Source organism: Pseudoalteromonas sp. C8 (assembly GCF_011378685.1).
In the GTDB taxonomy this organism is placed as follows: domain Bacteria; phylum Pseudomonadota; class Gammaproteobacteria; order Enterobacterales; family Alteromonadaceae; genus Pseudoalteromonas; species Pseudoalteromonas arctica.
Window position 1 is genome coordinate 124015 of the sequence record NZ_WTKT01000002.1, and the last position, 14385, is coordinate 138399.

8 protein-coding genes are annotated in these 14385 nt (G+C 37.6%); 1 reads left to right on the top strand and 7 read right to left on the bottom strand.

What is annotated here, in order from left to right; all coding sequences use genetic code 11:
- Positions 1-122: 122 nt before the first annotated feature.
- The 7 genes from GQR39_RS02500 to bcsR form a co-directional block, all read right to left on the bottom strand.
- The gene (locus GQR39_RS02500) at positions 123-1616 is read right to left on the bottom strand and encodes a peptide MFS transporter (RefSeq protein WP_165734734.1); all 1494 of its coding nucleotides are present in this window, start codon (positions 1614-1616) and stop codon (positions 123-125) included.
- Between the two features lie 246 nt (positions 1617-1862).
- Positions 1863-5681 carry a cellulose synthase subunit BcsC-related outer membrane protein gene (locus tag GQR39_RS02505; protein WP_165734735.1) on the bottom strand — a complete coding sequence of 1273 codons (3819 nt, stop codon included), beginning with the start codon at positions 5679-5681 and terminating at the stop codon, positions 1863-1865.
- A complete protein-coding gene (gene bcsZ / locus GQR39_RS02510; RefSeq protein ID WP_165734736.1) occupies positions 5672-6802 on the bottom strand; it encodes a cellulose synthase complex periplasmic endoglucanase BcsZ in 1131 nt (376 codons plus the stop codon). The genes GQR39_RS02505 and bcsZ overlap by 10 nt, the downstream gene beginning before the upstream one ends.
- Positions 6802-9048, bottom strand: coding sequence for a cellulose biosynthesis cyclic di-GMP-binding regulatory protein BcsB (gene bcsB, locus GQR39_RS02515; protein ID WP_165734737.1), 2247 nt, complete (start codon positions 9046-9048; stop codon positions 6802-6804). The genes bcsZ and bcsB overlap by 1 nt, the downstream gene beginning before the upstream one ends.
- Positions 9041-11710 carry a UDP-forming cellulose synthase catalytic subunit gene (gene bcsA, locus GQR39_RS02520; protein WP_165734738.1) on the bottom strand — a complete coding sequence of 890 codons (2670 nt, stop codon included), beginning with the start codon at positions 11708-11710 and terminating at the stop codon, positions 9041-9043. The genes bcsB and bcsA overlap by 8 nt, the downstream gene beginning before the upstream one ends.
- Before the next feature lies 1 nt (position 11711).
- Positions 11712-12428, bottom strand: coding sequence for a cellulose biosynthesis protein BcsQ (bcsQ, locus tag GQR39_RS02525; RefSeq protein WP_007581344.1), 717 nt, complete (start codon positions 12426-12428; stop codon positions 11712-11714).
- 20 nt (positions 12429-12448) lie between these two features.
- A complete protein-coding gene (bcsR, locus tag GQR39_RS02530; protein ID WP_007581346.1) occupies positions 12449-12637 on the bottom strand; it encodes a BcsR/BcsP family cellulose biosynthesis protein in 189 nt (62 codons plus the stop codon).
- A gap of 114 nt (positions 12638-12751) precedes the next feature.
- On the opposite strand from bcsR, the gene bcsE reads away from it, so the two are divergent.
- Positions 12752-14374, top strand: a complete 1623-nt coding sequence (gene bcsE / locus GQR39_RS02535) for a cellulose biosynthesis protein BcsE (RefSeq protein ID WP_165734739.1) — start codon at positions 12752-12754, stop codon at positions 14372-14374.
- The last annotated feature ends 11 nt before the right edge of the window (positions 14375-14385 follow it).

Here is a 14385-nt window from a genome sequence, read left to right on the forward strand (position 1 = left end):
CAATAATCAATCAGGACATAATATCAGTTAACGAGAGTGGGGCAAAGTTGAATAAAAAAATTCCCCCATAGACGCTATGGAGGAATGTTTAGGTTATGTTGTTATATTAAAATAAACAACAATTAAGAGACTTTCTCTTCTAACCCTTGTTTTTCCCATACTTTAGCTTTAGAGGTCATTAGTACTAAGACAGCACCAACACCAATGCTAAATAATGCAATTTGTAAGTATAAGTTAGGAATTTCAGAAACATTATTCGGATCGAAATTACCAGCAAGTAAACCCGCAATAATATTACCAATCGAGTAAGTTAATACAAATACACCCATCATTTGACCTGTGTAACGTCTAGGCGATAACTTACTTACAGCACTTAACGCTACAGGGCTTAAACAAAGCTCACCCACTGTATGTAAAAAGTACGTAGTAACAAGCCAGTAAGGCGCTACTTTTAAACCTTCAGCTGCGTAATGAGCCGCCATAAACATAACTAAAAAGCCAGATGCCATGATAATTAAGCCAATTGCACATTTAACGCTGTAGCTAGGTGACACTAAGCTTTTAGATAAGTTAATCCAAAGCGCTGCAAAAAATGGCGATAAAGCAATAATAAACAGTGAGTTTAATGATTGAAACCACGTTGTAGGGATTTCAAAAGTACCAATAAGGCGGTCAGTATAATCGCGAGCAAATAAGTTTAATGACGAACCTGCTTGTTCAAAGCCAGACCAAAAACATGCAGATGCAATACAGACTAAAAATAGTGCCCACATTCTTTGTTTTTCGGCATCGGTTAATTTACCTGTAAAGTAAATAACACCAAAATAAACAAAAAAGATAATAGTAAATACAATCGCTGTGTAACCTGCAACCACTGTTGGATTGATTACAATTGCGCCGGTCATTGCAGCCGTAGTAACTGCAGCCGCTGCAATTACAAATGCAGCAATACCAATCCATGCACGTGAAGTACCTTTAGGACCTAATGGATTTGCTGGTAAAGCGCTATGCTCTGGTAAGTTATTAAGTGAGAGCTTATATTGCACCAAACCAATAGCCATACCAACAGCTGCTGCACCAAACGCCCAGTGCCAACCTACGTTTTCCATAAAGTAACCACAAACGTAGTAACCAATTAAAGAACCTAAGTTAATACCCATGTAGTAAATAGCGTAACCGCCATCACGACGCTCATCAGCATCACTGTATAGTTGGCCGACCATTGCGCTGATATTTGGTTTTAGCAAACCAGTACCTGTCGCTACAAATATTAAGCCAATGAAGAAAGAATAATCATGTGGAATAGCCAAAATAATATGACCAATCATAATGATTATACCGCCATACCATACTGCTTTTTGACCACCAAACAATCTATCTGCTAGCCAGCCACCTGGTAAACCTAAAAAGTATACCGCACCTGTGTATAAACCATAAATTGCAGCAGCTGAGGCAACAGTAAAGGCTAAACCTTCTTCTTGTAAGCTTGCTGTCATGAATAATACGAGCATAGCTCGCATACCGTAATAACTCATTCGTTCCCACATTTCAGTGAAGAACAATGTTGAAAGTCCTTTAGGGTGGCCACACCAACCACTATCTGGAGCTGAACTCATATTTACTTCCTAACTTTAAGAATTGTTGTAATGGCCTTATAATTTTTTGCTTTAGCTATTTTAGAATTTGTAACCACTAAAATGCTCGACCATCAGTATATTATTTGTAGCTAAGATAATGATTTGCTATATGGCAGTAACACCACAAGGTAAGAGACACACCCTTATCCTAGTTACAATTGCGCTCAAGTATACATATACCTTAGTGCTAGGGGAAGTGTTCGCGGTGTATCACCTTATGCCAAGTTAAAACTCAGCATAAGGAACAATAGGGGTGCCTGGAAACTCAAGTGTTCCGTACACAGGATTAAAGTAGTAACGTATATAAAGCTGACCAAAATTTGGTTCGTAAAAGTCAGAACGATCGATGGCTAAGTAGCCACCAAAGAACCAATTCGGCGTTATTCTATACTCAAAACTACCTTCAAGATTATATGAAACACCAGAACTTGTTTCACCTTCAAATACAGGATCAACACCTGTTATTGACTCTCTATCATATGCAGCTATTTGCAAATCGCCATCATTAGGGAAGAAATCAATAGATTGAGTTTTTGTTTGCGAGTACGAAACACCGGTTTTTAATCGATAAACAAAATCATCGCCCCAACGCGCGTCATAAGTGAGTGGCACAGATAAACCTACATAGTTTTGTGGGCTGTAATAACCACCATGACCCCATGTTTCTTCACTTAAATTATACTTGTATGCCCAATGTAATAAGCTAGCGCCTGCGGTGAATTCACGCTCTTGATTGCTAATTACACGGTAATAAGTACCGCCCATCATACGATAGCGTTGGTTGTCTTTTACATTTTGGCCTTTATATAGGGTAAAGTCGGCGCTTGACCAAAAACCCCATTTTCCGCCTAAGTCGTGTGATACATTAGCCGTTAGGCCTGTAGAGCGTACACCACCCCAAACTTCACCTGTTTTTACATCTTTAAGACCTGCATAAGAAAGTACCGAGCTTGTAACTGGGCGTTTTTCAAGTTCTAGGCTGTATCCAAAATCACCAAAACTGTCTGCGTAATTTACACCCCATACAATGTCTTCAATTAAAAAGCCAAGTGGGGTAGTGCCTACATCAACACGCCAGTTTTCATTTTGCCAACCAATACCTATATCTACACCACTTTCCTCAGGTGTTACTTCATCGATTGAACAGGTAAAAATACACAGTGCACCTTGTCCATAGCGGCTGCCAGCAAATTGCTCATCAAAGCGCGTTGTTTGTGCGCTAATAGTAGTCGGGTCTACTTTAATAAACCCTTGGCCTTGCCAAAGCGGAAAGTAAGCTTCAATCGGGACTAAGCCCGCACCAAGTGTTGCTTCGCTTTCAGTACTTGTTTGCCCGCTAAAGTTAACACCAATAGCAATGTATGCTTGGTTTTTGTTTTGCTCGTTTATTAGCTCACGTTTAGCACCGTTTACATACCATTCATCGTTTTCATCTATTTTTGAAAGCGCTCCGTAAAGCTCTTTTTCATTTAATGTACGATTAGGAAATAGGGTTTGCGCGTACCAAGATTGTGCTTGTTCGGTTTCGTTGAATTTGCTGGCTACTTGAGCGCCTAAATAACGTAGTTCTTGATCGTTGGGTGACTTTTCAACAAGTTGCTTAGCTAAGTAAAGTGCATCCCCTGAGTAATTAAACTCATTGAGAGATGACATGATTTGGCGTTGCAAATAACCTTCTTGCGATGTGGTTTGCGTAATCGCTTTTTGCGTAACTTCTTTTGCTTGAAAGTCGTCCCCAAGTTCTATGTATGCATTAGCAATAGCGAGTAGTGCTTGAGGTTCAATGGTTTGTTTATTTTGTACTTTTTGCTGGTACAAAATAACGGCCGCTTCGCGTTGTTCAAGTGCTAAATTTGCATTAATAAGGGCAGTAGTTGTTGCTGGAGTATTTTTATATTTTTGATCCAGCTGGTTAAGCTTAGCGATTAAATCACTACCATTGTAATACTGAGTAATATAGCTATTTTGTAGCTGTACATATTGAGTTGTTTCGTTTTCAGTTGCGCTCTCTGGTAATACGTACTTTTCAAACCATTGCTTCGTTTTATTTTCATCACCTTGCTCTAAAAGCCACTCACCATAAAGTGTATGCCAATAAGCAGAAAGAGAAGGCTCAGCTTCCAGTGCTTTGTTTATAAGTTTTATAGCGTGTTTTTTTTCATTAATTCGATACCAGCTTCGCGATAACTCTGCCTGCATAGCGGGTGTTAAATTTTGTGCCTCTAGGTTGCTTAAATGATATATTGCAGTGGCTTTATCTTTAGCATCAAGGTGGCGCTCACTTTGTGTTAAAGACTCATTAAGTTGCAGCTGCTGTTCAAGCGCAATAATGTCTTTATCTCTGGATTTAAATGGAATGTACTGCAATGTTTTAATAGCACCTTGATAGTCATCAAGAGAGCGTAAAAAAAGCGCGTGGCTGTAACGAATCTGAGGGTTTAACGGAAATTGCCACAGCACATTATTAAATAAAGCGCGGGCCTCTTCTGTCAGCCCCTTTTGTTGGTATATAAAGGCTAAATCGTAGTATAACCAAGGCTGTTCTGGCGCTATTTCAATAGCGTCTTTTAGTACTTTTTCGGCTTGCTCTAAATCTCCCGACTGTGCAAACGTATTTGCCTTTGCGCGGTACTGACTACTTAAAGATACAGAATAAGATTCTTTAATTAGTTTCTTTTGATTAAACGATAAACTGTTGTAAAAAGAGGTTAGGGCTTTTTCATTCTGCTCTAATTCAGCTATTTCAAGTAGACCTATTAAAGCGCTGCTATTAAGTGGATCACTTCTTAAAACAATTTGATATGTAAGTGCAGCCTGTGAATATTGCCCTTGAGCAAATTGTAATAAACCTTTGTTATATATTACTGTATTAGTTTCTTGTTCTAAGGTGGCTGCTAAATCAAGCTTAAGCTTAGCCGTTTTAAATTCTTTATTATTAATGGCATTTTTAGCTTCGCGTATATAAAGCCAAAGCTTAGCTGTTTTTGCTAATTCTTGTAGTGTTTCACGTTCAGCGAACTCAGTTGTGTACTTTTGTGCACGAGTAAAATATTGATACGACTTTTGGTTTTCACCAAGGCGTAAATAGAGTGTGCCAAGGCTTCGCATTATAGCGCCGTCTTGCGGTCGGCCTCTTAAAGCTTTTAAAAGTAAAGGCTCTGCGGCAGCAAGTTTATTTTTCTCAAGTAATCTATCGCCCCTAACCCAAAGCTGATAGGCGGGGTCGGCAAGAAGTGTTTGACGTTTTTTATAATCTTTTAGAAAATCTTGGTATTGTAATTCACCTTTACTACTAAAGGGATAAAGAGTGAAATAGCGCTGATACTGCTTAACTGTATCATCCGTTAAGGGCATTTCTAGCAAAGCACTAAGCCAAATATATTCTACTTCATTAATAAAAGTAGGGCCTGCGCCATATTTACTTAAAATATCAATCGCTTTTTTATCTGTAAGATTACGCCTAAGTAGGTGACGGGCATAAGCAATTTCTATCTGCGCAATACTTGGGTAGCTTTGAGCTAATTTATTATAGCCTTTTTTAACACTTTCCCATTGGGAGCTATCTTGTCCATACCAGCTTAAATGCTCAAGCTCGTAATCTAATGTAGGGTAGACGTTTTTAAAAATATTATTATAGATTTCGCGAGCTTGTTCATAACGACCCGCGCGAGCCAATAATTTAGCTTGCTGAATTGAAGATTTGTCTTTTCCTTCAGTACGCGAAAGGACTTTTAGCTTTTCAACGCACGGAGCTTGTTTGGTAAGCCCATTATCTATTTTACTTAGTAATTGGTTGGCTTTCGCTGATTCGCCATTGGCAAAATCATAACGCGCTACTGCGCACTGCGTTTCTATTCGGGCAGGGGCAATAGCGACTAGCTTTCGTAAGCTATCTTCAACTAGTTTTTTATTTTGCTGTGCTTCACCAATACCTATTTGGCTTAGTAACCAATCAACAGATTGCGTATCAATATCGTTGACTGTGTTAGCGCTCAATCCAGAGCTAAGCGCTAATGTGCAAGCGAGGGCAAACCTTAACGGCATTCAGTGCTCCATACCGGTTGTAGCGTCCCATCTGCTGTAATTGAAAAACGCTTATTTAAAGCACTTGTACCAAACAAGTTAAGTACGCTGTCGTAATAACGAGTCTGGGTAAATGATTTATCAATCATTAGTTTTTGCTGGATCGCCATTACTGTAGAATTATCGTTATTAGTTGCTAGTAAAGGTAATAAAGCTGAGTTAAAGCCTAGAGGGCCTCTTTTTTCAGATTTTCCAGATTTAGCAAAAGTATTTAAAGGCACGTAACCACGTTTATTAATTGTTTCTATAAAAGGGTTAAATTGCGCTAATAGCTCTTTTTTATAAGGTGCGTTGTCTGCCATCATACTTGCCCATAAATATACTCTAATAGCGTTGTAACTGCCCAAGTCGCTCGTTTTTTTATCGTAGTAAAAACCGTTATCTGCATCAAACATTACCCAGTCAGGGCTAACACCTTGCTTTGCTGTATCTAAAATCAACTTTGCTGAGCCTTCGTGCAGTTGATGCCAAGGCGAGTGTGGATAAAGCTTTTTAAACTGCTGATAAATAAATAACGGTGAGTAGCTTGGGTTTAACTTAAAACGCTCATTATCAAATTCAAAACCAGTAGGGGCGGGTAGTAATGATAAACCTAGGCCCGATATATAGGCGGTTTCTTCACGCATTATTCGCTTCGCAAGTACGGCTGCTAATATGCTGTAGCGGCGGTCATCCCAAAGAATAGCAGCTTGCGATAAACTGTATGCTATCCATAAGTCAGAATCAGACGCTGGATTTGAATCTAAAATTCCGCCAACATTTTGATTGTTAACACCCCATTGCCATGCCGGTAAACGAGTGCTTAAATCACCTTCTGATAAATGTTCTTGCGTCCAATCCAGGACTAGGTCAAACATTGCTTTATCATTTGCTACGACAGCAAAAAACAAGGCATAAGACTGGCCTTCAGAGGTTGTGACTTTTTGCTCACTCCCCAAATCAATAACGCGACCATCTTGGCTTATAAAGTTACTTTTAAACGTTTGCCATGCATCCCATGGTTGGCATTGCTCTATTTGTGCATTGGCATTAAAGGTAAATAATGCAATCACGGTAAAAAATACATTAATGAGTGACTTCATTACTTATCTCCTTCAGCTAATCGTTTGTATGTTAATGCTTGCAGTAATCGCCATATTATAAATGAGATCAACAGTAGTGTTAAAATAGACAATAGCGCCAGTACAAATGGGTGATCCGATAAATGGAACCAAATTAGGGTATGCACAGGAATGTGACCAACAAAATATTGCTCATCAGTTTTAATTGTTTTAATGCCTTGAGAATTTATGACCGCAGCACTGCCTTTAATTTGCGCAAGAGCTTCTGAACTCATTAACGCATCATCTAGTAGAGTAAAGGCTTTTTGTGATGTTGCACTAAGCGATACAATTGAACGCTCTGAATCAAACGGTGATTGAAAGCCAGTAATAACGGCCATATCACCACTACTTTTTATACTTACTTGAACTTTATCTGTTGTTTGCTCATCGTAAGCACCATTGTATATAGCTTGTTTAATAGCGCGCTGATTATTATCAAGCAAGATATTAGTTTGCGCATCTTCATCTAAGTTGTTAGCAATGCTATTAGGTTTGGCGATTACTAAGATGTCTTTATCATCTAAGTTGGCATCTTCATTTAAATGAGCAACGCTTATTCTATGAGCTGGGTAGCCTGTAATAGCACCAAAGTGGCCTGTTAAATTAAATAATACAGATAGTGCTTTAGGTGATGGAACTTCATCTATCAATACTAAAGTTTGTTGTAAGTCTGCGTATTTTGTAAATGGGAATCCGCTGTTTGCAAATACATTTAAATCAGGCAGAGCTATGTAATGGTCAAACCCACTTACATCAATGTTGGAGTTTCCATCAATTACTCCGTATTCGCCACCAGGTGGAGCAACGGCACACTCGCCTTTTTTAAGTACTGCAAATCTAAAGTCAAAATTTAACTCATTTCGGCTGGCAAGATTAATACCATCTAATGAAAAGTCTTCAGCGCTTTGCGTTGTGTCTGTATTAGCAATTAAAGGCAGCAACGTTTTAGCGGTAGTTAACGATGTGTCTTTTTTATCAAGTAAAAAACCACTTATAAATTCTTGGTTTATTAGCAAGTTTAAACGTGAATTTAAGGTTTCGCTCTCTGGGGTATTACGGTATTGCAAAGTAATAGGAATACCTTTTTCACGCCAAGTAAATAAATCAGGTGCAAAACGAACATTTAATTTTATAGGGCCGTTGTTAAGACCCTCAGCTTGTAACTGAGTTGGGTAGTCAATAAGCTCGTCAAAGTGCACGGGACGATCGTTTCTGAGCCATCTCGGCGCATCATAAGCTTTACGCAGTGGGAGTTTGTTAATTGCTTCGATGCTTGCACTTCGGCCAGTCATAATTTTATGACCAAATACAAGACCGGTGACCGCTGTTTTTAAGTCTTTTTCGTCACGCCCCAAAATTAACAGCATTTTATTGTATCTGTGAATAGGGCTAGAAATTAGCTCGACGGTTGGCTTTTCAACATCTGGGTAATCTTTTAAAAAATCAGGTTTTGAGTCATTAGTAATAAACACCACACTATGCTGCTCTGGTGCTTTATTTAAAACGACTGGAAAGTTAGCGCCACGCCAGTCAGCTTGTGCGCCAAACCAACTAGATAAAGTGGCTGCCGCTTCTATAGCTTGTGTATTAGGTGTGCTTGCAAATACAAAAGGTAAGTTTAATTTGTTGTAATCTTTAGCATCAAAAAATGGTTCTGGTAAATATTCAAGGCGGCTATCAATTGCTAACTGTTTTTGATCAAGCGTGATGTGGCTTGATTTGTTTATTTCAGTCCAAATTGAGCGGCTAAAGTAATCTTGGCATCGTAAGTCGTAGTAGCCAACTAGTTCAAAGCGAATTTGGTTGTAGTCTTGAATGTATTTAGCATTTAGGTCTAGGCTATGACTTACCGTATTTTTTACAATACTTAATTGCTCATTAATAGGTAAAACAGTAACTAAGTTATCGTTAAAATAAACTTTTAAATGCGATACATTAGCCAGCAATGAAGGTGAGTTGGTGTACGAAAAGTTAAGCTTTAGATTAGTGCTTAATTTATCAATTCTATTTGTGAAATCGACTCGAGAATTATTATTCACGCCGTCGAGTTTATAGTCGTTGAACCCTAACTTTTCAAAGCTAAGACGTAAACTAGAAACCTGAGCGCTCTCAGGGTAGCCATTTACAAACATAGTTTTGTCGTGCATAGGCTCGATAGCGAGCACTTGATATGCGCTACTAATAAGTAACAATGTTAGAAATGTATTAAGTAACTTTTTAATCATAATTATTATGCACTATCGGTTTTTTTGGAGTAAATGAATTTATGTAAATGACAGTATTAGTCATTAACTTAATAACTGGTTGTAACGCTCTTGGGGCATGAAATAATAAATTACTAAAGCCCCGTAAACTGGTTTTTTGCACTTCTTTGAAGCTATACGATGGACGGTCATGTCTAAAGTTATTTTGCCAATCTAGCCAAGCATCTGCTCTGGAGAAAGTACATTGTATAAAAGCTCTTTGCTTTTCGAGAGATAAATCTTTAAGTGTAAGGCCAATTTGTTTTTTACGGGTATTACATACATAAGTTGTAAACGAAAATTGCTTGTTACCGCGACTCATTAATAATTCAATTTTATCGTTAACGCGGCATAAATGTGCGTGTTCAGTCTCTATACCTACACCGTTATCTGAATAATCCGTTATTTTTACTTTTAAAGTATGACCATTTGCTAAACGAACACCGGCAGGAAAGTTTGCCTTTATACGATGCGAGTGCCTCACTTGGCGAGCCTCAGCAGCAACCGCAACCGCAGCACCCAAAATAATAATATTATAAAAAGCCCAACCCATACTTATTATAAGTACGCCAATCTGGCTTGAATCACCTAAAAACAGACGCAATACACCCACTATTATTCCAAGTAAGTTAATAAGTAAGAGAATTAAATACGGTTTAGAAATCCCCCAGTCGTAATGCTCTTCATCATTTAAACCGCCTTTTTCGGTTACGTTAAATTTACCTTTATTAGGATTAAATAAAGCAACGGTAGTTGGTTTTAATATGTACCAAGCAAGTACTGACTCATACACTTCACCCCAGAAGGAGTAACGGTATTTACCTTGAATGCGTGAGTTAGTTGCTTTTATTTGAATTAGTGTCGGTACCACATAGATAAAAATAGCAATAAAAGGAGCATAAATTATGTAGGCATTAAAATATATTAGCGCTAAAGGAGCTGTTAAAAATACAATACGAGGAATACCCGATAGGAAATGCAGCATTGCGTTTATATAGCATAATCGTTGAGGGATGCTTAAACCTTTACCCATCAATGGGTTATCAAGCCTAAATATTTGTGCCATACCACGCGCCCAGCGAATACGTTGGCCTATATGCGCTGACAAGCTGTCGGTAGCAAGGCCTGCGGCTTGTGGGATGTTTATATATGCAGTTTTATAACCTGCGCGCTGCATACGAAGGGCCGTGTGAGCATCCTCAGTTACTGTTTCAAATGCAAAACCACCAATGTTATCAAGCGCTTCTCGTTTTAATACGGCACAAGAACCACAAAAGAAGGTTGCATCCCACATGTCGTTACCATCTTGAATCAATCCATAAAACAACATGTTTTCGTTAGGGATTTGACTGTGGTTATTAAGATTTCGCTCAAATGGATCGGCAGAAAAAAAGTGATGCGGTGTTTGGACCAAACACACTTTACTGTCTTTTAAAAACTGTCCCATTGTCATTTGTAAGAACGAGCGAGCAGGAACGTGGTCACAATCAAAAATTGCGATATATTCGCCATCGGTATAACGCATAGCGCTATTCATATTACCGGCTTTAGCATGATTGTTATCCGAACGCGCTAAATAACCCACTCCAATCTCGGCTGCAAAATCCTTAAACTCTGAGCGCTTACCATCATCTAATATATAAACATTTAGCTTGTCTGCAGGCCAATCGATACTTAAAGCAGCGAGAGTAGTGGGTCTTACAACGCTTAACGGCTCGTTATAAGTTGGAATATATACATCAACAGTTGGCCATAGGTCAGTGTCTTTAGGTAAAGGCACTGGTTTTCGCTCAAGCGGATTAACTGTTTGAAAAAAACCTAAAATCAGTACAAGCCATGCATATGTTTCAGCAAGTAGTAAGCCGCCACCTAGTGCAAGTGCAAGTGGATCATCCCAGTTTAAAGTCTCAGTGTAACGCCACCATAAGTAACGAGAAGAGGTAGTTACTGACAAGGTGATCATGACAATGGTTGCCATTTGGCCTTTTACTCGTTTAAGTGCATACGCAACTAATAAAATAAAGCTTATAAATACGGCTTGAGCTTCCAAGCTAAAAGGAATTGTAATGAATATTGCTAATAAAAATAAAATAAACGCGAGGATGACGTATTTAACTAATTTATTTTGCCATACACGTGCATCAGCCATGGCTTTAAATGCACTTTTTTTAGGGCCTTTTTTGTTTTTTGATAGTAGGCGTTTTAATAATTTACCTAACTTTAAATCAAACCAACGTAATTGCCTTAAAAGGTAGCTAACGCCATCATAGAAATAATTAACTGCATCTTCTTTTACTGAGCTAGATTTAAGCTGGTTTTTAAAAAACACTAAAAAAACACTTTGAATAATAAAGCGTAATATATTTGAGTAAATATAGGTTCGGTAAGGCAACCTTAAATGAGGGTAGTAGTCATAAAGGGTAAACTCAAAGCTGATTTTATGCTGTTTAATGTTTATAAATAGCGAGCTTAAAAGCGTAATAAAAGGCATTAAGAAAGCTTCAATTACATTTACTTTATGTTGATTAAAGTAGCTATGAAACTTGAATAAAATGTACCGAACTAACTTATCAGTAAATAAAATGCTCAGCAGCAAGTATAAAGTGCTGTGAATAGGGCGCTGATAAAATAGTGTAATGCTCATTTTATAAGGCCGCTTTACTAACTAGCCAACCAGCTAGTGTTTCAAAGTCATCGTTTGCGACACTATATGGCGCGCAATTAAGTGCTACATTTCTGTATGCGGTTGACTCTTTAATAACTTCGTCACTATTAATAAAAAAGGGAGCCATAAGCGGAAGTGTCGATTGCCATAGGGAAAATAAGTCAAATTCTAGCGTTGATGCAGAGTTATAGCGGTTAACTAAAAAGTAATGTTTCCAATTGGTATCTGAATTTTTAAGTTTTTGCAGGCGTCTGTAAATTAAGCTGTGACAAATAGCGTCGCAATTAACTAGTTCAATTACAATATCGTCTTTCTCTAATGGGTAGTGAGAAAGGTTAATATGTGAAGGGCAGTCAAAAAGTATCCAGGCTTCGTTGTTATAATTTAGGTTTTTGCATTTATTAACCATTTTAGTGATGTTATCGGTGCTAGTGTCGTCGTTATCGCCAAATGGTAAAAATATAATGCCATCGTTATCTTGGTGAAAATGCGTAAGTGCATCTTCAAAGCGCACTTCATTACTCCAGCCTTTGGTGTATTTCCACGGTAAACCAAAATGTAAACCTAAGTCACTTTTTGCATCTAAATCGATAGCAACAACGTCAACGTCAGACTTTTTTAGCACGCATGCAAGATTGGCAACTACAGAAGTACTGCCTAAACCGCCTTTGATACCTTTAATGAAAACTCTTTGCAACGGGGTTACCTATCCTTAGTTTAACTAGTGTATGTGTTTAGTTCGTTGTTTATCTCTTTAAGCAATGCATATTTATTAATTGTATTATTATTTTGCTGCTTGTTTACGATTTCTATGTAGTCATCACTCTTTCCACCAAAACGCAGTGTAAGGTTTTCTATATCACTCGATGTTAACGTTTGTGAGTTTTTAGATGTTAAGTTGTTCATCTTTACCTTTACAGTTACTTTAATTATTTTGATTAAAAGTGGACAATATTTGGCTATTATATATAGAATAACGGTTAAAACTAGTAAAAAAGTATTTTTTATAGGGCATTTTAAGTGCATAACTTTAACATAACGGGATTAGAGCCTGCTGCAAAAGAGTTAAAATCGGCTTCAAGTTATGCTGTTTTAGCGCCTTTAGACAATTTTGCAATCGAATTAGCGTTACATTCAATTAACCAAAGTTTGGCTAATGATATATATATAGTTTCTCAAGAGGCTGAATCATTTTTTGATTCTTCTTTTTCTGCATCGTTAAATTATGCTTATGAACATAATCGAGTACATCCTTTTTCGTTGGCCCCAGAAACACAACACTATTCAATTGAGCGAATCAATTCAGGTATTATAAAAGAGATAAGTGCTTATAAACGTCTAAACGAAGCGCTCATTTTTGTTCATTTTAATACAACACAGTTAAACAGTGTTGGCGAAAAAAGCTTAAAACTGATGATGAGGCAGTACAACGACTTTGTTCGTCGTACCGGAGCTACATTACTATTTTTAATATCTGGGCCTGATATTGCTAACTACCGTTTTTTAGTTAGACGATTAAATAATGTATTTGATGGGCTGGTTTTTGTTGATAATGATTCTGCAATGCGAGTTCTTGAATATGATTATTGGCGCCATAGCACAGGTGTTATTGCTGGTGAACATTACCCGTTATTATTAAGTAATAATCAGTTTGTTGTTCAAAAGGGAATAATAAGCGAGAGCAAAGCACCTAAAAGTTCAGACTTTTCCGATGAAGACGATGTTTGGCTTGTGCAAAGTGCGGTGCCCGAAGGTACTAAATTACCAATGCACTATAAAAGTGTAAAAGATAATAATGACTTATTTAATAAAGGACCAAAGGTAGAAGCAGCCACCTTAATTTTTGCAGTAACGCGCTACACTGATTTAGCGTTATTAGGTAAGCAGTGTTTTGAACTTAGAAAAAACTGTGGGCGCTGGTTAAAGCTTGTTATTCAAAATGTTGATGGTGTTATTCGCCATCAAGATGAATGTTTATTTTTAACATTGGGTGTAAATCTTATTCTATATAGTTTTTCAGAGCCTTCTCGGCTGCTCTCACAAATTCAATCTATTCAAGGTTTTCAGTTTTCTAGGCCTTTACCTCCCTCAGTTGAGGATGTATTGAAATACACCGAAAACACTTTTTCGAAAGGATATTTACCTTTCATTGAGTTTACAAAACAAGTAGAAATTCATAGTGACTCAGCCGTTAATTTAGGTGTGAGTGGTGTGCTAGTAAAGCTTGAATTACTGCCACGAATTGACCCAATACACCCTTTGCATTTATTTCATATTAAACGCGAAGGTGATGTATTTAGTATTGCAGATAATACAGTTTATTTATATTTGCATGCTTGTAGAGAGAATGACGTTGATAATGCGATTAAGCATTTGTTTAAATTAAAAACAAGCGATTTTTTTGTACAGCAAAATGTAATTTCTGATCACTTTTACATTCAACAAGAATGTAAACAATTAAGGCGTTTTTATAAAGGTAAGAGTGTTGTAGATTTCTCGCAAAAACTTGCCGAGAATGATAGCTATAAATTTGCACCTGATATAGCAAACAGCGTTACTGAAAATATTAACACACCTGAATTTTCTAGCAAAAGCCGCCCAGATGCTAAGCCTTTTATAATGAAATTAAGAGATAACTTATGAGTATGAATCAG